We start from the raw sequence: 19,815 nt of genomic DNA on the forward strand, positions 1-19,815 counted from the left end.
AAATGCCGGAAAGTTCCGACATTGTTTTAGTAAGCTAACTTCCTGAAAATAGGAGTAACCACACATTCCAGAAGGCAGTGATATTGATGAGAATATGAACTAGTATTGGATAGTAGAGAGTTTTTGTCATGCGATACAATATAGCCAAAATGAGACCTCCACTAGCATAAATGAAAAAAGCAAGAGGAGTTAAAGCAAAATTGACATGAATATAACCGAAAATAATAGCAGAAAGCAAAACATCTCCGTACCAAGGTGAGTTTTTGAAAAAGGTTGTCATAATCACACCGCGATAAATCAATTCCTCAGCAATAGGGCCGATGAAGCAAGCTATGAGCAAGAAATAGGGTAATTCCTGTCTCCCTATTATTTCTATCGTTTCATTCAAAGAAATTTGATTTGAAGACGAGGGTATGAAATAAGACAAGAAGAAGTCCGACAAATACGAAATGATGTAGCCCAGTAAAAGGTAGATAAAGTACCTCAACTGCCACTTGAAATGAAAAGTCTTCTTTCCTGCAAAAACTAGTAGATAGATGACTGCTGACAAAAGAACACCACTTTCCAGCAAAAGTAGAATCTGAAAAAACTCACGACTTGCTGGTAGATAAGGCTTTGCGAGGTGATTGAAAAGCCTCCAAGACCAAGTTGATTTGTAAGAAATTAAGGACAATGCTAGTAAAATTTGAATAGCCCGTTTTTTCATATTAAATTCTCTGCTTTCCTTGATTAGATTATTGAATATAATGGTTTACTTAACTGTATAACAAGTTTAGTATAGCATATCTTTGCAAAATATCCTCTTCAAATCATGAATTGTCATCAAACCATCCTAAACTGTAAAATCAATTAGCCCCAAGCTTCCTATCAATTTCTTCTCCAAAATATGCTATAATAATACCAAAAGAAAAAGAAGGAAGTCTTATGATTAAACTACTAGCCTTGGATATGGACGGAACCCTCCTCAATGAAGCCAAGGAAATCCCACAAGCTCACATTACTGCTATTCACAAAGCCATTGAAAAAGGTGTCAAACTGGTTCTCTGTACGGGTCGCCCCCTTTTCGGCGTCCTCCCCTACTATCAAAAACTGGGGCTGGACCTCCAGAATGAGTATGTCATTGTTAACAACGGTTGCTCAACTCACCAGACCAGTGATTGGGGGCTAGTTGACTGGCAAGAACTTAGTCCAGCAGACATCGAATACCTCTATGACCTAGCTGAAAAAAGTGATGTTCAGTTGACTCTTTTTGATGAGGAACATTATTTTGTCCTCGGTGGCAAGCCCAATCAAGTCATCCAAAATGATGCCAACTTAGTCTTTTCAGATTTGACTGAAATTTCTCTTGAGGAAGCGACTAGTGGCAAGTACCGTATGTTCCAAGGGATGTTTTTGGGGACAGAGAGCCAAACGGACGATTTTGAGAAGCGTTTTGCTGGGGAACTCTGTCAACGATTTAGTGGAGTTCGTTCACAGCCTGTCATTTATGAAGCTATGCCACTTGGTACGACAAAGGCTACTGCTCTTTCTCGACTAGCAGATATTTTGAAGATTGATTCCTCAGAAATCATGGCCATGGGCGATGCTAATAATGATATCGAAATGCTCCAGTTTGCAGGACTTGGCATTGCAATGGGAAATGCCAGCGATTATGTCAAATCTCTTGCGGATGCCGTTACAGCCAGCAACGAAGAAGACGGTGTTGCGCGTGCCATTGAGAAATATATTTTATAGTAAAGAAGCCCAGTTCATACCAACTGGGTTTTGATATTTAAGAATTCCTAAAACTTTAGAAACTCTTTAGAAATGCTTGAGCTTTCTTTGATTTCTATACTTTATACTAAAGTTAACAAAATAAATCAAAAGGAGAGAATCATGAAAACAGTACTTGACATTCATGGATTGTCCAAAAACTTCGACAAACAAGCTATCCTTCAGGATCTTCATCTAACGATAAGAGAGGGAGATATTTATGGACTTATCGGGAAAAACGGAGCTGGGAAAACCACCTTGATAAAAATCATTACGCAGCTACTGTTTGCGGATAAAGGAACTGTTTCCCTCTTCTCTAGCCATTCGGAAAATGAATGGAGCAAGGCTCTATCTCGAGTAGGTTCAGTGATCGAATCACCTGTAGCTCATAATCACTTAACAGCCTATCAAAACCTGAAATATTACTGTATGATTCGTCATATTCCAAATGCTGATCAAGTCATTCGAGAAACGCTGGACTATGTCGGTTTGCCAGATACAGGTAAAAAAGTTTTTCGTGATTTCTCTCTAGGAATGAAACAAAGACTTGGCATCGCCATTGCCCTCCTATCCAAACCAGACTTCCTAATCTTAGATGAACCTATCAACGGTCTCGACCCAATCGGTATCAAAGAATTTCGACTAATGATTCAACGGCTCAATCAAGAAAAAGGGATCACCATTCTCATCTCTAGCCATATCTTGTCAGAACTCTATCTCGTAGCAAATCGTTTTGGTATTTTAGATCAAGGTAAGATTATCCGTGAAATCAGTAAAGCTGAATTTGAAACACTAAGTGAGGATTATATTGTCCTTAAGACAGCTGATCAAGAGAAAGCTTGTCAAGTATTGAAAGAACAAATCCAGCTCCAGTTCAAGGTTGTTAATCCTGAAAACGAAATTCACATCTTTGGTCAGGAACAAGATGTCAAACAGATTCTCAAGGAATTAACCTTGGCAGATGTTGCCATTGACGAGATTTACTATGCCCGTCAAAACCTAGAAGAATACTTCACTCAATTGGTCCAATAGGAGAAAAATCATGATACATACCATTCAAGCAGACTTTTACCGTCTTTTCCGCTCCAAAGGTTTTTGGATTACAGAGGTCATTCTCTTTGTACTCATGTTAATGGGGGCTATTTTTGGAGCTACTGGTCATCTGATGGCAATCAATACAGAAGAACCAGAAATTCCAACCCATGGTTGGGACGGTGTACAGGCCTTGATTAACGCGTCTAGTCAAGGTTCAAACCTCGTTTTTCTCTGTATTGTTCTAACTTGTCTAGTTTTAGGTGTTGATTTAATCGGAAAGCTCTATAAAAATAGTTTGACAGTAGGGGTTTCTCGTACAGAGTTTTTCCTTGCCAAAGCCTTTGTAGTGGCTTGTATTGCACTCTTGCAACTTATCATCAGCCTTGTGATTGCCTTTATTCCAGCAACTATCTTAAATGGATTTGGAACCATGCCTGATGGCTTTATTGGCAATCTACTGATAACCATTTCCCTTCAATTCCTTTGCCTCCTTGCTTGGCTTTCCATTGTTTCCTTCATCCTCTATGTTAGTCATTCTTATCTTGCAGTATTTATTGGCTATTTGGTCAGCTCTATCTTACTTTCTATGCCAATGCTCATCTTCCCAAGTATCAAAATTTTGCCATATTTATCATTGCAGTTTTTCTATGCTATGACTGCTAATAGTGAATCCATTTTCTATACACTTATAGTTACTTTAGCTGTTATTCTAATCTTTAATCTAAGTGGACTGGCAGTTTTCAAAAAGAAAAGTCTATAAAAAACGACCTCCTCTAGCCTACAGAGGAGGTTTATTTCGTTAAAAATAAATGAAAACCGATAACCACTGGCCATCTGTGCTTAGTTTCATCTCTGCACCGAGAAGATGACATAATTCCTCAGTGATATAAAGGCCTAAACCAGAGGATTCTTCCGTATCAGATAGATTTTCAGAATAAAAACGGTTGCTGAGATTTTCTATTTTTTTGATGGGCTGTTTGACAAGGTTTGCAACTTCTAAGACAAGCTGTTCCTTTTCTTTTTGCAAAGACAAAGACAGACGCGCTTCTTCCTTGCCATGTTTGAGGACATTTCCAAGCAGATTTTGTAAAATTCGATCCAGTAAGTCTTCATCAGTCCTCATTTTCAGACCAGCTTCAACCTTAAAATCAAGCGTGATATTTGCCGCCTGAAAAACATCATAATAAGCCAAAGTCTTCTTGGTAATAAAAGCTGAAAAATCCACTTCTTCCAGTTTCGGTTTGACAGCTCCTTCCATCAAACGCCGGTATTCTAGGAGAGCCTCCAAACGTTTGGAAACTAAATCAAGATGCTGGGCTACTTTTTGTAAGGTTTCTCCTTTGTTTTCAGGAGACTTTATCAATTGTTGAGTGTAGCCTGACGCGATAGTCAAAGGTGTCCGAATATCATGGGCGATATTGCTGATGGCCATATCCAGAGTCTGCTTTTCCCTTTTCATAACCAACCGAGATTGCTCTACTTCCTGAAATAGATTCTCAATCTGCTGGTAGAGATGTAAAAAATGTTTGGAAAAAATGCTGACTCCGACTCTTTTCATACTACCTGTGAGAATCTTGTCTTCAATCTGTTGACTCAAGTTTTTAAGTGCTAGATGGTAGCGAATCAATGCAATCGATAAAATAATTAGGAGTACTAGTAGGACAAAAATTATCATGTAGATCATTGCTTGTCTCCTTTTAATCTTACCCCAACTCCCCAGATGGTTTCAATATATTCTTGATTTGCGTCAAGCTGGTTTAATTTTTTACGAAGATTACTCAAATGCGTATTGAGGGTATTATCTCCAGGTAGATAGCTCTCCTCCCAGACCAATTCATAAAGTTCTTCCTTGGTGAAAATTTTCTTAGGATGTTTAAGGAGAGTTTGGAGAATCAAGCATTCTTTCTTGGCAAGGCGAATCGTTTCCTGGTTATTTTTGATTTCAAAACTTTCTGCATCAAACTGGATATTTTTCAAGTTTTGTGGCAGATTTTCAGTTTTTTCTATTTCCATAGGCTGTTTTTTTGAGCTTTGACGTAACTGAACAGTAACTCTAGCAAAGACTTCGTCCAAATCAAAAGGCTTGACGATGTAATCATTGGCACCCTTTAGGAGGTATTGACTGATTAGCTTCTTATCGCTCAAAGCCGTTAGCATAATGACTGGAATTTGACTTTGTTCCCTGATGGCTTTTAAAACCTGATCCCCATTTTTCCCAGGAAGCATGATATCTAGCAAAACGAGGTCAATCCCACCTTGGTCAAAAAGCATGATTCCTTCTGTACCAGAAAAGGCTTGAATCACCTCATGCTCCTCAGTAAGAAGTGTACGCAAAATCTCTTGAATGTCACTATTGTCTTCAATAACCAATATCCTAGCCATAAATACCAACCTTTCTGCAACTATTATAGCATGTTTTATTGATAAAGCTTAAACAGAAAAGCTCCTCGCATAAAAGCGCGAGAAAGCCTTAGAGGGTTAAAATATAAAATCCATTTACTAGATAACATTGTATCCTTATAGTTGCTAGTGAAAACGAGTCTAGCAGAATGAATCTCTCATTTCTTCCCTACTAGTCCGTAATTCGTTGATACATTTCTGGTCTTCTATCTCGAAACAAGCCCCAGTTTAGACGTTCGCTTGCTCCCTTATCTAGGTCATAAGTAGCTAACAGAACAGCTTCGCCTTGTCTTTCAGCTCGCTCTAGAATAGCTCCTGTTTCATCAGTCATAAAGGATGAACCGTAGAAGTCAAGACTGGAACTCTGTCCACCATTTTCCTCACTTGGAGCGACTTCCTCTAATCCATAACGATTGGCTGCGATGACTGGGACAATATTTGCTGCTGCGTGGCCTTGCATGGTACGTTGCCAATGGCCACAACTATCTGTATCCAAAATCGGCTCTGAACCAATGGCTGTAGGATAAAAGAGCAATTCAGCACCATTCAATGCAAGACAGCGCGCTGTTTCAGGGAACCATTGATCCCAACAGATACCGATCCCAATCTTAGCATAGCGAGTATCCCAGACCTTGAAACCAGTGTTACCAGGCGTGAAATAGAATTTTTCTTGATAGTAATGGTCATCTGGTATGTGGGTCTTTCGGTAAACGCCCAGCATTTCCCCATCTGCATCAATAACGGCAATAGAGTTATACAAGACATTGCCATCTTTTTCATAAAAACTGATCGGTAAAACAACCTGTAGTTCCTTAGCAATCGCCTTGAAATGCTGAATAGCAGTATTTTCTGCTACGGATTGGGCATGCTGATAGTAGTCATACTGGCGTTCCTGACAAAAGTATGGACGTTCAAACAATTCGGGTAAAAGAATAATTTGTGCGCCTTGTTCTGCAGCCTGACGTACTAAACGCTCTGCGGTTTGGATATTTGTTCCCACATCCTTAGCGCATTGCATCTGAATGGCTGCAACTCTTACATTTCTCATTTTTTTCTCCTATTCTGGGATTTGTTGGGTGATACAGTGGATATTACCACCACCTAAGAGAATATCTCTGGCTGGAATTCCGACAACTTTACGGTCTGGGAAACACTTACTGAGGATATCTAAGGCCACTTGGTCATTGACATCTTGAAACTGAGGAACAAGGACAGCCTTGTTAGCAATATAGAAATTGACATAGGAAGCAGCAAGCCTTTCACCTGCGTATCGCTCTTCTTCTCCTTCTTCATAGATGTAGCCTGGCAAATCCTCTTTGGTTACAACTTGATGAAGAGCTGGAATTGGAAGTTTATGAATGGTGAAGTGACAACCTTTTGCATCTGTCTCTTGCTCTAAGAGTTCGAGATCTGCTTTTGACATGGCATATTGAGGATCGCTTTTGTCGTCTGTCCAAGCCAAAACAAGTTCAGCAGGACCAACAAAGGCTGCAACGTTGTCAACGTGTTCATTGGTTTCGTCCTGATAAATACCATAAGGAAGCCAGATAACTTTTTCAGCGCCAAGGCTCTCTAATAAGGTGTTTTCGATTTCCTCTTTACTAAGATGAGGATTTCGACCAGCACTGAGAAGGCAACTTTCAGTTACGAGAATGGTTCCTTGGCCATCGCTATGGATCGCTCCGCCTTCTAGTACAAAGGATTTGGCATCATAAACAGGCATTCCCAAAGCCTCAGCAAAATGACTGGCTACTTGATCATCATCTTCATAGTCTTGGTAGAGACCATCGACAGCACCACCCCAAGCATTGAAAGACCAATCCACGGCTAATTTCTGGCCTTCATCATTGACAAGAATAGTCGGACCTGTATCACGCGCCCAGGCATCATTGGTGGGAATGTCTAAATAAACGATCTTATCTCCAAGATAAGATTGGGCTTCTGATAGATAGTCCCGCTCCACCAAGAGATAAACGGTTTCCCCTTCTGCTATGGTCTTAATAATCTGGCTGAAAGCTCTTTTGGCAGCCTTTCCTTGAAAAGGCCATGAACCTGGTCGAGTCGGCCATATCATGAGGGTACCATGATGGGATTCGTATTCTGCTGGCATGCGATAGCCTAATTTTTTGGGACTATCCATCATGATAATCTCCCTTTAAAATCTTGATATCCAAAGGCTTTGACTAAGCTACAGTCTCCCTGTTCGTCCATGAGATAGAGACTTGGCAAACCAATACCGTTAAAGGTATTATTTTTGACAAAGGAATAAATGGCCATGTCTTCGAAATAAAGTCTGTCTCCGATTTGAACTGGATTTTCAAAGCTATAATCACCGATCACATCTCCTGTCAGACAAGTATTGGAAGAAAGTCTATAGGTATGGGCTTTTTCCTGTGCCTCAAAGCCATTTCTCAAAGGTGGACGATAGGGCATCTCAAGTACGTCAGGCATATGGCAGGTCGCGGAGGCATCTAAAACCAAGATATCCATACCGTTTTCTACAATATCCAATACTTCAGTTGCTAGATAACCAGCATTGAGCGCAATAGCTTCACCAGGCTCGATATAGATTTCAAGATTGTAAGTTTCTCGGATACGCTTGATTTCAGAAATCAGCAAATCCACATCGTAACCTTCTCTTGTGATGTGGTGACCACCACCCATATTGAGCCATTTGACCTGATGCAAGTAAGAACCGAACTGCGCTTCTACAGCTTTCAAAGTCGTCTCTAAATCATCAGCCCCTTGCTCACAAAGGGTATGAAAATGAAGGCCGTCCACTAAATCCAGCAAATCACTCGGAATCTTGTCTGAAGTTACTCCAAAGCGAGAACCTGGTGCACAAGGGTCATAGAGCGCGTGGTCACCTTGAGTTGAACACTGAGGGTTGAGGCGCAAACCAACACTGACACCAGCCTCACGACAACGAGGCCCATGTTTACGCAACTGTCTATCTGAGTTAAAGACGATATGGTCCGTTATCTCAAGCAATTCCTCCAAGTCTGCATCCTTGAAAGCAGGCGCAAAGACATGGACTTCTCCTGGAAATTCTTCTCTAGCTAGCTTGGCCTCGTATAGACCACTGGCAGTTGTACCAGATAGATACTGGCTAATCAAGGGATAGGTTTTGTAGAGGGAATAAGCCTTCTGGGCAAGCAAAACCTTGCAGCCAGCTTCTTCTTGTACATATTGTAGAATGCGGCAGTTTACTTCTAACTTGGCCAAGTCAATGATGTAAGCTGGTGTTGGTACTTGTTCTAGATTCATTAGTCCACCATTTGTGGATTCTCAACCACAACCCATGGCAAACCATACTCATTCAAAGCTTCCATGAATGGATCTGGATCCAATTCTTCAAGGTTATACACTCCAGCTTGTTTCCAAGTACCGTTCATAACCAATTTTGTCCCAATCATGGCTGGAACGCCTGTTGTGTAAGAAATAGCTTGTGAACCAACTTCTGCGTAACATTCCTGATGGTCACAAACATTGTAGATGTAGATGGTCTTTTCAACGCCATCTTTGACACCTGTAAAGATACATCCAATATTGGTTTTACCTACAGTACGTGGGCCAAGGCTAGCAGGATCTGGAAGCAAGGCTTTCAAAAATTGGATTGGAACAATTTCTTGTCCGTTAAAGTTAATGGTATCCGTACGAAGGAGACCAACATTTTCCAAGCATTTCATATGCGTTAGATAAGATTGACCAAAAGTCATAAAGAAACGAATGCGTTTGACACCTGGAATGTTCTTGGCCAATGATTCAATTTCTTCATGGTGAAGGAGATACATGTCTTTTTGTCCGACCTGAGGGAAATCATACTCACGCTTGATAGACATGGCTTCGACTTCGACCCATTTTCCATCTTCCCAGTAAGAACCTGGCGCAGAAACCTCACGTAGATTGATTTCTGGGTTGAAGTTGGTCGCAAATGGATAACCGTGGTCACCACCATTACAGTCTAAAATGTCGATATAGTGGATTTCATCAAAGTAATGTTTGAGTGCATAAGCCGAGAAAACACTAGTCACACCTGGGTCAAAACCAGAACCAAGAAGAGCAGTCAAGCCAGCTTCTTTGAATTTCTCTTGATAAGCCCATTGCCATGAGTAGTCAAAGTAAGCTGTAAAACCAAGTTCCTTGCAGCGCTTTTCGTAGATAGCACGCCACTCAGGGTCTTCCGTATCCTCAGCCTCATAGTTAGCTGTATCGATATAGTGGACTCCAGTTGCCAAACAAGCGTCCATAATTGTTAAATCTTGATATGGTAAAGCTACGTTCAAAACAGCTTCTGGCTTGTAGATTTCAATCAAGGCAATCACTTCTTGAACCTTGTCAGCATCAAGAGCAGCTGTCTCAATCTTTGTACTTGTTTTACCTTCTAATTTAGCCTTCAAGTCATCGCATTTTGACTTGGTACGGCTAGCAATCATAATCTCTGTAAAGGTTTCGCTATCTTGGCAAATCTTTGAAATAGCAACTTGGGCAACGCCCCCACATCCAATAACTAATAAACGACTCATTTTCTTCCTTCCTCTTCTTCTAAAATGTCTTCTACATACTTAGGCAACATAAAGGCACCAATATGTAGGTTTGCAGTGTAGTATTCTGTGAAAAGCTGGCGTTTTTTCCAACCTTCCTTGTCAAAATCTTTGACAGGGTGGTATTTTTTCGATGCAAACCCAAATAACCAATAGCCTGCAGGACTGGTAGGGATATGTGCCTGATAAACTCGACTGATTGGGAAGGCTTGATTAACCTTGCGGTGCATGCTTCGGCAAGCTGACTCATCCTCGTCAAAGAAGGGACTCCCATGCTGGTAAATCATGATGCCGTCTTCTTTCAAGGCTCTGTAACTGTTGCCGTAAAATTCCTTGGTAAAGAGCCCTTCCGTGTGTCCAAATGGATCTGTCGCATCGTTGATGATAATATCGTAGTCATCTTCGCAGTTTCGCAAAAAGCGTAGCCCATTTTGGTAGTAAATGGTAACACGAGGATCATCTAGCCCTGCGGCAAAATCTGGGAAATACTCACGACAAACCTCGACCAACATCTCATCCGGTTCCACGATATCGATTTGCTCCAGCTCAGGATAGAGGGTCAATACTTGAGCAACACCTCCGTCGCCACCCCCAATAACCAAAACTTTCTTGGGATTTGGGTGGACAGCCATGGGAACGTGGACAGTCATTTCATTGTAGACAAAATCATCCGCATCTGAGAACAAGACATGCCCATTTAAAATCAAAATCTTTCCAAAAGCTGGCGTATCCAAGACTTCGATATCCTGCCATTCACTTTTTCCAGCGTAGAGTTGCTTGGCTGTTCTCAGGGACAATTTCACATCTGGAGTATGAACTTCAGAAAACCATAAATCCATCTAGTTCTCCTTTCTCTTAATGACGTTGATGTGATTGACCTCGGGATCTTCCGTCCCTTGGAGGGAACAACCACGTTCCTTGGCAAATTGGATATAATCGACAATTTCTCGTGTAATGCGTTCACCAGGAGCTAAGATAGGGATTCCTGGAGGGTAACACATAACAAATTCTCCACAAACCTGTCCAACAGACTCATCTAAGGTCAAACTTTTTCTCTCTGAATAGAAGGCTTCTTGTGGAGACAGCACTAACTCGGGCTGGATATATTCTCCAGCTATCAAGTCCTTCCCATCTCGTGAGTATAGTCTCTTGATATCTGCTAAAGCACCGACCAAGCGCTCGATGTCTTGGATCCGGTCACCAATCGAAATATAGGCCAAGATATTGCCAATATCACCAAACTCAATCTGAATGTCGTATTCGTCTCGTAGGAGGTCATAAACCTCGATACCTGTTAAGCCAATACCCTGAGTGTAAACTGACAGCTTGGTTACATCAAAATCACATACCGACATACCATCTATTAACTCTTTTGAGTAGGCATAGTAGCCACCTATGGCATTGATTTCACGACGAGCGTACTCGGATAGCTCAATGACCTTCTCAAAAGACTCTTTACCACGAAGGGCCAAGTTGCGACGTGAAATATCCAAACTAGCCATCAACAAATAAGAGGCGGATGTTGACTGGGTAAGATTGATAATCTGACGTACGTATTCAGGATTCATCTGCTCCCCGATTAAAAGAAGCGAACTTTGGGTCAAACTTCCACCAGACTTATGCATGGAGACTGCTGCCATATCAGCACCTGCATCCATAGCAGAAATTGGAAGTTTATCTGTAAAATGCAAATGCGCTCCGTGGGCTTCATCTACTAAAACCATCATACCAGCTTCATGAGCCATTTTTGTCAATCCCCTTAGGTCTGAACAGATTCCGTAGTAAGTAGGATTGTTAATCAAAATGGCCTTGGCATCTGGATGGTCCTTTATGGCCTTGGCTACTCGATCATTTTCAAGACCTAAAGCGATACCAATCTTAGGATCTACACTCATCTCGATATAGATGGGAATAGCACCACATAGAACAAGTGCATTAATAGCAGATTTGTGGACATTTCGTGGCAGAATAATCTTATCTCCAGCCTTGCAGGTTGACAGAATCATAGTCTGCACCGATGAAGTTGTTCCCCCAATCATGAGAAAGGCATGGGCTGCTCCAAAAGCATCAGCTACCAGCTCCTCTGCATCCCGAATGATCGAAATGGGATGCCCTAAATTATCCAAGGGTTTCATCGAATTGACATCAATGCCAACACATTTTTCTCCTAAGAGTTCGACAAGTTCTGGATTTCCTCGTCCACGCTTGTGACCTGGAACATCAAAGGGAACAATCCTTTTCTTGCGCAACTTCACCAAGGCCTCATAAATTGGGGCTTGGTTTTGATCTAACTCTTTCAAGACATACTCCTTTACTGTATTTTTAGCGCTTCAAGAAGACGAAGACGACTAAAGGTTGACTCATGAAAAAAGAGCAGGTTTTCACCTGCTCTGCAATCTTCTGACGTTTTTATTTTGGTTTCTGTTGAGTATGTCTGTTCCAGATGTTTCCAAACTCTCTAGTAGCAAATATTACGTACTTTATTGATCGTTTCACAAGATGACGTGTGCTTTCACCACACTAAAAATTTATGAATTAGGACAAGTGTCCTAACATCAACTTATAAAAGTAGGCTTTTAACCCTATCAATAATGTGGTTTTTCAACCACGCTTCGGCATTCAACCCTGCCTGTCCGTAGGCATTTTTTACTCGGGTTTATATTTGCTAGAAAACATCATCTCATTTTCTAAGCTCCATTACTATATCATGTTTTTAAAAACTTGTAAAGCGTTTTACGAAAAAAATATAGAAAAGTTCGCAAAATATTTGGATTTTATTTGATTTAATACTAATTATTCTCTTGTAAACGATTATAAAGTGAACAAAATATTTATCGTATTTAATTTAAAATTTTTTATGCTATTCTATACTCTTTACCTTCGGTATTTGATCTATTAGAGAAGATGTCGACATTTTTATATCATTAAAATCGTGCAACTTTTTTCAGATACTTTTAAAAGATTGATTTCATAACCTGTTTCCTTTATACTGGATAAAAAGGAGAATAGTATGTCAGAAACAAATCACGAAATCGATTCAAATTTTGCAGGTCGTTTAAATATCCTGCGTGCGGGTGTTCTTGGTGCCAATGATGGAATTATTTCCATTGCTGGTGTGGTTATCGGGGTTGCTAGTGCTACGAGCAATATCTGGATTATCTTTTTATCAGGATTTGCAGCTATTTTAGCAGGTGCCTTTTCAATGGCTGGTGGAGAATATGTATCCGTTTCAACTCAAAAAGATACTGAGGAAGCAGCCGTTGCGCGTGAGCAGCTCTTGCTAGACCAAGATATGGAACTAGCCAAAAAATCCCTCTATGCTGCCTATATCCAAAATGGAGAATGTGAAACATCAGCCCAACTTCTCACCAACAAAGCCTTTTTAAATAATCCGCTCAAGGCTTTGGTAGAGGAAAAATATGGGATTGAGTATGAAGAGTTTACCAATCCTTGGCATGCTGCTATCTCTAGCTTTATTTCTTTTTTCCTTGGTAGCTTACCACCCATGCTTTCAATTACCATTTTCCCAAGTGAATATCGCATCCCTGCTACTGTCCTTATTGTCGGTGTGGCCCTTCTTCTCACTGGCTACACTAGTGCCAGACTTGGAAAGGCTCCAACCAAAACAGCTATGATTCGAAACCTCGCTATTGGTCTTTTAACCATGGGAGTTACCTTCCTGCTCGGACAACTTTTCAGCATTTAGAACACAAAAAACACCTCGATTTTGAAGTCGAGGTATCTTTTTTTACATTTGGACAATCTTGCGATAACTTCTTGAAGTAATCATGAAAATCAGCACATAGGCGATGAGGAAGATAGCGCAGATAGACAATGTCACAATCAACATCATATTCGTATCTATTACACCAATCACTTTTAAAATCAGACTAAGCATATGGTAGGCAAAGGCTAGATGTATGAAGGCAAAAAGCAAAGGAAGGAAGAAAACAGTTAAAACCTGTTTGTTAATGGTTTGCTTGATTTGCTTTTGATCTAAACCGACTTTCTGCAAGATAATAAAGCGTTCACGGTCTTCATATCCTTCAGAAATTTGTTTGTAGTAAATGACCAGAACGGTTCCTACCATAAAGATAATGGATAGGAAAATACCGATAAAGAAGACACCACCAAAGAGGGCACTCATTTGAGCACTAGCATCTGCTAGATTGCTACCATACACATAGCTACCTTCAGTGTTTAATTGAGCATTAAACTTTTGTAAGTATTTTTCATATTCTTCAGCGACTTTGAGTTGTTCTTCTTCACTGATATTTACATTTATACCACCGTAAAGCTGATTATAGATAGCCGAATCTGGGAATTGATCCAAAAATGCTTGTAAATTAGGAACAACAAGGTAATTGTAATCAGTAGTAAAAATATTAAACTGATTTGGGACATGATTCACAATAAAATCTGTATTAAATTCTTCTTTGACAGAAAATTGATGGTTATTTAGAGTTAGAGCTTTCTGTCCTTTCAGTCCGTCATTTTTGGCAAAAAGACCGACCTCATTTCCTGATAGAGAAAGCTTTTGACCAGTCATATTTTCATAATCTTTTTGGTCAAATACCATGAAGACTGTTTTAGGTTGAACACGATTTTGTCCCCTTTCAAAAATGGTTAACTTGGTTCCTTCTTGATTTGCAATACCAAAGTTACTGTAACGAAGCACTTCTTTCTCTTTGACACTATAACCTTTGTCACTTGCAAACTGGCTCAAGAGTTTGTCCAAGTCTTCTTTTTCAACATTTTGTCCAGTAATTCCAAAGTCATGCGGATTCATCACTTTTTTAAAGGATTCTGAGGCATTGAAAATGCTTGTCGCTGCAGACATGGTAACCAAGACCATTGTTGACAAAATAGCGATTGTTGCTAATCCAACTGCATTTTTCTTCATACGGAAAATCAAGTTGGAAACAGAGATAAGATTATTTGGTTGGTAATAGTATTTCTTGTTTTTCTTTAAGATTTGTAGGAAGACGGTAATCCCTGCATTGAACAAAAGATAAGTACCAAAGATAACCAGTAAAACAGCTAAGAAGAAGGTTGTTAAAGCTGTAAGAGGATCTTTTACCGTAAGGGCAAGATAGTAGCCAATCCCTAAACTAATCGAACCAAGAATAGTTTGGAGAGGTAGGAAACGACCTTTTTTCTCTCCGCTTGCTTTCTCACGTGAGAGCTGGAGGGCATTCATACGGGCAATTCGAAGGGCATTCAGGAACATGAGGCCTAGGAAAATCAAGCCAAAGACAACAAGTACTGCAATGACAACATTCATTTGGAAGGTAGCGACCAGCTCAACCTTCAATTTCATCAGTTTGAGCAAGAAAGCGAAAATTAACTTGTCAAACAAGGCTCCAATACCGATACCCGCTCCAACAGTTAGAATCCCAAATACCACTAACTCCTTAAAGGTCATACTGATTAGATGACGCTTCTCCAAGCCCAACATGCCATAAATTCCTAGTTCCTTGGAACGGTTCTTCATGACAAAACTATTGGCATAGAGGACGATTATCGCTGACGCAAGGGTGACGACAAACATACCAAATCCAAGAGTAGCTTGAATGGTTGATCCTCCACGGATTTCCGCAATCTTGGGATTAAAGGTTAGGGAATAAAAGAGATAGGTGACGGTGACTGCCAAGAGAACAGCCAGCGCAAAAGGATAATAGAGTTTGCGGTTTTTAATCAAGTTCGATACCGCTAACTTATTGGTTAATCGAAACATACTAATTCACCTCGCTTGCCATGACAGTCAAGGTATCAGAGATTTCTTGGAACATCTGACGCTCTGTCTTCTCTCCACGGTAGATTTGGTTGTAAAGAATGCCGTCTTTGATAAAGAGAACACGCTTAGCCCTGCTAGCTGCTGCTGTGGAGTGGGTTACCATGAGAATGGTTTGGCCACGCTCATTGATTTCATCAAAAACATCAAGTAAGGCTGCAGATGACTTGGAATCAAGGGCTCCTGTTGGCTCATCCGCAAGGAGAATTTCAGGTTCTGTGATGATGGCGCGGGCTACTGCTACACGCTGTTTCTGACCACCAGAAATCTCGTAAGGGTACTTCTCTTGTAATTGGTTGATGCCTAGATTCTCAGCTGTCACCACCAATTTCTTCATCATTTCCGTAATGGGTCTTCTTGACAAGACAAGCGGAAGCAAGATATTGTCCTTAACAGACAGGGTATCTAGCAAGTTAAAGTCTTGGAAGACAAAGCCCAACTTTTCACGACGGAAGCTAGAAGCCTGTGAATTTTTAATAGTTGCTGTGTCTGTTCCATTAAGATAAACCTGACCGCGTGTTGGTTTATCCAGCATAGCTAGAATATTGAGAAGAGTGGATTTACCAGAACCAGACTCACCCATGATGGCAACGTAGTCACCTTTTTCCACGGTAAAGTGAATATCCTTGAGGGCTTCTACTTGGTTGCCCTGAAAACGAGTTTTATAAATTTTTTGAACGTGTTTTACATCTAAAAGTGTCATGAGAATCTCCTTTCTTAATATCCCATCAAATGAAATGTTGCTTGCATCATAGCGCATCCCAACTGAACGCGTTCGATATCTTTGTGGCTTGGTTTTCTTGTTTTCTTCTGTAAGATTTGTTTCATGATGTTACTCCTTTGTTCTTTATGAATCTAGTTTACATCAAAAAAAGACCGCTTGCCATAACCTAATCTTACAAAAGAGACTTTAATCTTACATTTTTGTAAGATTGGGGGAAATGTAGATATTTTATTAAAAATATTTTACCATAAAAAGAAAGTAAGAAGAAAACCCTTGCGGATACAAGGGTTCAAGAAATGTTAAAATAGATTAGTCGAATTCATAGACTAACAGTAAAATAACTGTTTCTACCTCACCAAAACCATCCATCATTTTCTTCAATGGCTTGGGCTTCTTTGCGTTTGCGTGGGCCTGTTCCGTACATTTCTGCTTCGATTTCTTCCTTGGTTGGCATGACAGAAGCTAGGATGATATAGATAATCACACCAAGGCCAAAATTTGCGACTGTAAAAATGGCAAATAAGAAACGAACAAGGGTAACATCAAAGTTCCACTTGTCTGACAGACCTGCCAGAACTCCTGAAATCATGCGATTTCGTCTCATTTTATAAAATTTACTGTTCATGTTATTTCCTCTTTCTGCTAGGTTAGACATAGTATAACACGGGTAGGCTTGGCTTTCATCAGTCCTCAGGCTGATTTATTAATAGTAATTTACCTCGACAAAGTCCACAGCGATAGCGTTTAGTATCAATCCTTCGCTTGCGATGATACCTTTGCTGGCAGGATTGACAACGATAAAGTTTGAGTGGTTTAGAGTGGCTATTTGTCAAGGAGGGCACAAACCGTAATCCATCCACTGCTTTCAACAGTTCCTTAAAATCTCGATCCTTGTGTTGATAGCCCTTCCCTTGGAAATAGAGGTGATAATGACAGAGTTCATGTCGGACAATTTTCCTAAAAACATCCAGACCCAGTTCCTGATAAACCTTGGGATTAAAATCCAAATGCCCATCTTTGGGGAAAAATCGCCCACCTGTCGAACGTAGATGAGAATTCCACTGAGCTTGATGGATAAAAGGTCTGCCGAAGTCTTTTAGTGAAACCTGCTTAACGTAATCAGTCAGTTTCATTTGGAGCGAGGAGCGACAGATTGACTTTTTCACGTTCAGTATCAATTTTCTTAACCCAAACGGTCACCAAATCTCCAACTGACACCACTTGACTAGGGTGTTTGATAAACTTGCGACTCATATGAGAAATATGAATGAGACCGTCTTCGTGAATTCCAATGTCAACGAAGGCACCGAAGTCAACGACGTTACGCACCACACCTTCTAGCTTCTGACCAATCACTAAGTCTTTGATATCTAGGACATCTTGGCGAAGCACAGGTGCATCAAAGGAATCACGAAAATCTCGACCTGGTTTGAGAAGATCTGCAATGATATCTTTAAGAGTTTCTGGACCAAGGTCTAGCTCTTGCGCCATTTCCTTGACTGAAAGGGACTTGAGTTTACTTTGGGCTTCTTCATTCAAGTCCTTGATGTCCAAGCGTTTGAAGAGTTCCTTAACGGCAGCGTAATTTTCTGGGTGAACTCCTGTATTATCAAGGATATTGCTACTTTCAGGGATACGGAGGAAACCAGCAGCCTGCTCAAATGCCTTGGCTCCCAGACGAGGAACTTTCTTGATTTGGGCGCGTGAAGTGATTTTTCCCTCTTCCTCACGGTATTTGACGATATTTTCAGAGATGGTTTTATTGAGTCCAGCTACGTGTGAAAGAAGAGCAGGGCTGGCAGTATTAATATTAACACCGACTTGGTTCACCACGGTATCCACGACAAAATCCAGACTTTCAGACAATTTCTTCTGGCTGACATCGTGCTGGTACTGACCGACACCGATTGACTTAGGATCGATTTTAACCAATTCAGCAAGGGGATCTTGCAAACGACGGGCGATAGAAATAGCAGAGCGTTTTTCAACAGTCAAGTCTGGGAACTCCTGACGAGCAAGTTCACTGGCAGAATAGACCGAAGCACCACTTTCATTGACGATAACATAGCTGACTTCTGGAAAATCTTTCAGAACTTCCGCTACAAAGGCTTCACTTTCACGACTAGCAGTACCATTTCCGATGGCAATAATTTCCACCCCGTACTGACCAATCAAGTCTGCCAAATCTTTCTTGGCTACTTCGATTTGACGAGCTGATGCTGGTTTAACGGGATAAATGACCTGAGTTGTCAGCATTTTTCCTGTAGCATCAACGACAGCTAGCTTGGCACCTGTACGAAAGGCAGGGTCAAATCCAAGAACCACGCGCCCTTTTAGAGGAGCAACCAAGAGGAGATTACGCAGGTTGTCCGAAAAGAGTTGGATAGCTCCTTCTTCCGCTTTCTCAGTCAATTCTGTCCGAATGCGACGCTCGATAGCAGGCAAGACTTTTTTCTTAACAGATTGCTGAACCACTTCATCAATATAGGCATTTTTCACCTTGAAACGAGCAGCAAAGAAGGCAAGAATACGGTCTGTCGCATGTTCAAAACCGACCTTCAAGACACCTAGTTTCTCCCCACGATTGAGAGCCAAGGTACGATAACCTTGCATAGTTCCAACTGTCTCTGAAAAATCATAATAAATCTGAAAAACTTGTTTTTCATCAAGACTTTCATCCTTGACTTGCGAAGTGAGTTTAGAGTGTCTCAGCACTTCCTGATAAGTCATGGAACGCAAGGCCACATCTTCCGATAAGGCTTCTACCAAAATATCAACTGCACCGGCCAAGGTTTCTTTACCAGTCGCAAATCCTTCACAGACAAACTTCTCAGCTTCTTTCTCTAAGCCAGCTATATTCTGCAAAATTAAGCGCGCAAGTGGAAAGAGCCCTGCTTCACGGGCAATGGTTGCCTTGGTTCGACGTTTTTCCTTATATGGAAGATAGAGCTCTTCTACGTCTGCTAATTTTTCGGCTGCTAAGATAGCTTCTTCCAACTCCTTAGTCAGCTTGCCTTGCTCTTGAATCTTAGCCAAGACAGTTTCCTTACGATCGTTGAGATTGCTCAGACTTTTATCCAAGTCGATAATGGCCTTAATTGTCACCTCATCCAAACTACCAGTCATATCCTTGCGATAACGCGCAATAAAGGGAATAGTCGCCCCTTCAGCTGTCAAACTTAGAACAGTATCAATTTGCTTTAACGTCACTCCCAAATCCTGGGAGATTTTTTCATATTTTTTATCCATGAATCTATTATACCATAAGCTAAACGTTTCAAATTAGCTCTTACAGTATTTAAAAACAATATGTGGGGAATAGATTTATATTCTATAGTGCAATAACTTGTACTTAGAGAGCATTGCCACCTTTTTTTACCACTCCATGACATCAAAAGTATTTAATGGATCAGACATAATAGCCAGTTCTGGAAGATGTTCCTGACCTGGAATAACACATTGACTTTTTAAACTTTTATAATTAATTCCTTTCGTTTCACTCAAGGCACAACACAGAATGAAAAAGTGTTGTGCTCTTTATTTTGTTTTATAATAATAGCGAGAAA

The 19,815-nt window shown here is 40.6% G+C and carries 18 protein-coding genes and 1 pseudogene; 4 read left to right on the forward strand and 15 right to left on the reverse strand.

Annotated features, from left to right (window positions below; genetic code table 11):
* Positions 1 to 34: 34 nt before the first annotated feature.
* Positions 35 to 706 (reverse strand): CPBP family intramembrane glutamic endopeptidase, encoded by a 672-nt coding sequence (locus N8M16_RS00885; protein ID WP_261069474.1) that lies wholly within the window; start codon positions 704 to 706, stop codon positions 35 to 37.
* 218 nt (positions 707 to 924) lie between these two features.
* On the opposite strand from N8M16_RS00885, the gene N8M16_RS00890 reads away from it, so the two are divergent.
* From N8M16_RS00890 to N8M16_RS00900, 3 genes are all read left to right on the forward strand, one after another.
* On the forward strand, positions 925 to 1,734 hold the full coding sequence (locus N8M16_RS00890) for a Cof-type HAD-IIB family hydrolase (RefSeq protein ID WP_261069475.1): 810 nt from the start codon (positions 925 to 927) through the stop codon (positions 1,732 to 1,734).
* A gap of 141 nt (positions 1,735 to 1,875) precedes the next feature.
* The gene (locus N8M16_RS00895) at positions 1,876 to 2,784 is read left to right on the forward strand and encodes an ABC transporter ATP-binding protein (RefSeq protein ID WP_261069476.1); all 909 of its coding nucleotides are present in this window, start codon (positions 1,876 to 1,878) and stop codon (positions 2,782 to 2,784) included.
* A gap of 10 nt (positions 2,785 to 2,794) precedes the next feature.
* On the forward strand, positions 2,795 to 3,547 hold the full coding sequence (locus N8M16_RS00900) for an ABC transporter permease (protein WP_261069477.1): 753 nt from the start codon (positions 2,795 to 2,797) through the stop codon (positions 3,545 to 3,547).
* Between the two features lie 39 nt (positions 3,548 to 3,586).
* Here the strand turns inward: N8M16_RS00900 and N8M16_RS00905 are convergent, their stop codons facing one another.
* From N8M16_RS00905 to N8M16_RS00940, 8 genes are all read right to left on the reverse strand, one after another.
* Positions 3,587 to 4,471, reverse strand: a complete 885-nt coding sequence (locus N8M16_RS00905) for a sensor histidine kinase (RefSeq protein WP_261069478.1) — start codon at positions 4,469 to 4,471, stop codon at positions 3,587 to 3,589.
* On the reverse strand, positions 4,468 to 5,169 hold the full coding sequence (locus tag N8M16_RS00910; RefSeq protein ID WP_261069479.1) for a response regulator transcription factor: 702 nt from the start codon (positions 5,167 to 5,169) through the stop codon (positions 4,468 to 4,470). Before N8M16_RS00910 ends, N8M16_RS00905 begins: the two co-directional genes overlap by 4 nt.
* A 190-nt stretch (positions 5,170 to 5,359) precedes the next feature.
* A complete protein-coding gene (gene aguB, locus N8M16_RS00915) occupies positions 5,360 to 6,235 on the reverse strand; it encodes an N-carbamoylputrescine amidase (protein WP_261069480.1) in 876 nt (291 codons plus the stop codon).
* Between the two features lie 9 nt (positions 6,236 to 6,244).
* Complete coding sequence (aguA, locus tag N8M16_RS00920; RefSeq protein ID WP_261069481.1) at positions 6,245 to 7,330, reverse strand: agmatine deiminase; 1,086 nt, start codon at positions 7,328 to 7,330, stop codon at positions 6,245 to 6,247.
* Entirely contained in the window at positions 7,327 to 8,454 is a 1,128-nt protein-coding gene (gene nspC / locus N8M16_RS00925; protein ID WP_261069482.1) for a carboxynorspermidine decarboxylase, read from the reverse strand. Before nspC ends, aguA begins: the two co-directional genes overlap by 4 nt.
* The gene (locus N8M16_RS00930; RefSeq protein ID WP_261069483.1) at positions 8,454 to 9,713 is read right to left on the reverse strand and encodes a saccharopine dehydrogenase family protein; all 1,260 of its coding nucleotides are present in this window, start codon (positions 9,711 to 9,713) and stop codon (positions 8,454 to 8,456) included. Before N8M16_RS00930 ends, nspC begins: the two co-directional genes overlap by 1 nt.
* Positions 9,710 to 10,570 (reverse strand): polyamine aminopropyltransferase, encoded by an 861-nt coding sequence (speE, locus tag N8M16_RS00935; RefSeq protein ID WP_049551005.1) that lies wholly within the window; start codon positions 10,568 to 10,570, stop codon positions 9,710 to 9,712. The genes N8M16_RS00930 and speE overlap by 4 nt, the downstream gene beginning before the upstream one ends.
* On the reverse strand, positions 10,571 to 12,031 hold the full coding sequence (locus N8M16_RS00940) for an aminotransferase class I/II-fold pyridoxal phosphate-dependent enzyme (RefSeq protein WP_261069484.1): 1,461 nt from the start codon (positions 12,029 to 12,031) through the stop codon (positions 10,571 to 10,573).
* 710 nt (positions 12,032 to 12,741) lie between these two features.
* Between N8M16_RS00940 and N8M16_RS00945 the strand changes: the two genes are divergently transcribed.
* Positions 12,742 to 13,437, forward strand: coding sequence for a VIT1/CCC1 transporter family protein (locus N8M16_RS00945; protein ID WP_000005260.1), 696 nt, complete (start codon positions 12,742 to 12,744; stop codon positions 13,435 to 13,437).
* A 42-nt stretch (positions 13,438 to 13,479) separates the two neighbouring features.
* Here N8M16_RS00945 and N8M16_RS00950 read toward each other — a convergent pair whose 3' ends face one another.
* The 6 genes and pseudogenes from N8M16_RS00950 to N8M16_RS10290 form a co-directional block, all read right to left on the reverse strand.
* The gene (locus N8M16_RS00950) at positions 13,480 to 15,468 is read right to left on the reverse strand and encodes an ABC transporter permease (protein ID WP_261069485.1); all 1,989 of its coding nucleotides are present in this window, start codon (positions 15,466 to 15,468) and stop codon (positions 13,480 to 13,482) included.
* Between the two features lies 1 nt (position 15,469).
* Positions 15,470 to 16,228 carry an ABC transporter ATP-binding protein gene (locus N8M16_RS00955; RefSeq protein WP_000173372.1) on the reverse strand — a complete coding sequence of 253 codons (759 nt, stop codon included), beginning with the start codon at positions 16,226 to 16,228 and terminating at the stop codon, positions 15,470 to 15,472.
* Between the two features lie 373 nt (positions 16,229 to 16,601).
* Positions 16,602 to 16,874, reverse strand: a complete 273-nt coding sequence (locus tag N8M16_RS00960; RefSeq protein WP_004269704.1) for a PspC domain-containing protein — start codon at positions 16,872 to 16,874, stop codon at positions 16,602 to 16,604.
* 58 nt (positions 16,875 to 16,932) lie between these two features.
* Positions 16,933 to 17,382, reverse strand: coding sequence for a SprT family protein (locus N8M16_RS00965; RefSeq protein WP_261069582.1), 450 nt, complete (start codon positions 17,380 to 17,382; stop codon positions 16,933 to 16,935).
* Positions 17,369 to 19,498, reverse strand: coding sequence for a Tex family protein (locus N8M16_RS00970; RefSeq protein ID WP_261069486.1), 2,130 nt, complete (start codon positions 19,496 to 19,498; stop codon positions 17,369 to 17,371). The genes N8M16_RS00965 and N8M16_RS00970 overlap by 14 nt, the downstream gene beginning before the upstream one ends.
* A gap of 103 nt (positions 19,499 to 19,601) precedes the next feature.
* Positions 19,602 to 19,729 (reverse strand): annotated as a pseudogene (locus tag N8M16_RS10290) (DUF1919 domain-containing protein); the annotation flags it as partial.
* Positions 19,730 to 19,815 lie beyond the last annotated feature (86 nt).

The sequence above is a fragment of the Streptococcus mitis genome, from assembly GCF_946188375.1.
Classification (GTDB): Bacteria; Bacillota; Bacilli; order Lactobacillales; family Streptococcaceae; genus Streptococcus; species Streptococcus mitis_CX.

Bases quoted from the DNA above. Each gene is read 5' to 3' on its own strand.
- N8M16_RS00885 (WP_261069474.1), bottom strand. From the start codon at position 706: ATGAAAAAACGGGCTATTCAAATTTTACTAGCATTGTCCTTAATTTCT.
- N8M16_RS00890 (WP_261069475.1), top strand. From the start codon at position 925: ATGATTAAACTACTAGCCTTGGATATGGACGGAACCCTCCTCAATGAA.
- N8M16_RS00895 (WP_261069476.1), top strand. From the start codon at position 1,876: ATGAAAACAGTACTTGACATTCATGGATTGTCCAAAAACTTCGACAAA.
- N8M16_RS00900 (WP_261069477.1), top strand. From the start codon at position 2,795: ATGATACATACCATTCAAGCAGACTTTTACCGTCTTTTCCGCTCCAAA.
- N8M16_RS00905 (WP_261069478.1), bottom strand. From the start codon at position 4,471: ATGATCTACATGATAATTTTTGTCCTACTAGTACTCCTAATTATTTTA.
- N8M16_RS00910 (WP_261069479.1), bottom strand. From the start codon at position 5,169: ATGGCTAGGATATTGGTTATTGAAGACAATAGTGACATTCAAGAGATT.
- aguB (WP_261069480.1), bottom strand. From the start codon at position 6,235: ATGAGAAATGTAAGAGTTGCAGCCATTCAGATGCAATGCGCTAAGGAT.
- aguA (WP_261069481.1), bottom strand. From the start codon at position 7,330: ATGATGGATAGTCCCAAAAAATTAGGCTATCGCATGCCAGCAGAATAC.
- nspC (WP_261069482.1), bottom strand. From the start codon at position 8,454: ATGAATCTAGAACAAGTACCAACACCAGCTTACATCATTGACTTGGCC.
- N8M16_RS00930 (WP_261069483.1), bottom strand. From the start codon at position 9,713: ATGAGTCGTTTATTAGTTATTGGATGTGGGGGCGTTGCCCAAGTTGCT.
- speE (WP_049551005.1), bottom strand. From the start codon at position 10,570: ATGGATTTATGGTTTTCTGAAGTTCATACTCCAGATGTGAAATTGTCC.
- N8M16_RS00945 (WP_000005260.1), top strand. From the start codon at position 12,742: ATGTCAGAAACAAATCACGAAATCGATTCAAATTTTGCAGGTCGTTTA.
- N8M16_RS00950 (WP_261069485.1), bottom strand. From the start codon at position 15,468: ATGTTTCGATTAACCAATAAGTTAGCGGTATCGAACTTGATTAAAAAC.
- N8M16_RS00955 (WP_000173372.1), bottom strand. From the start codon at position 16,228: ATGACACTTTTAGATGTAAAACACGTTCAAAAAATTTATAAAACTCGT.
- N8M16_RS00960 (WP_004269704.1), bottom strand. From the start codon at position 16,874: ATGAACAGTAAATTTTATAAAATGAGACGAAATCGCATGATTTCAGGA.
- N8M16_RS00965 (WP_261069582.1), bottom strand. From the start codon at position 17,382: ATGAAACTGACTGATTACGTTAAGCAGGTTTCACTAAAAGACTTCGGC.
- N8M16_RS00970 (WP_261069486.1), bottom strand. From the start codon at position 19,498: ATGGATAAAAAATATGAAAAAATCTCCCAGGATTTGGGAGTGACGTTA.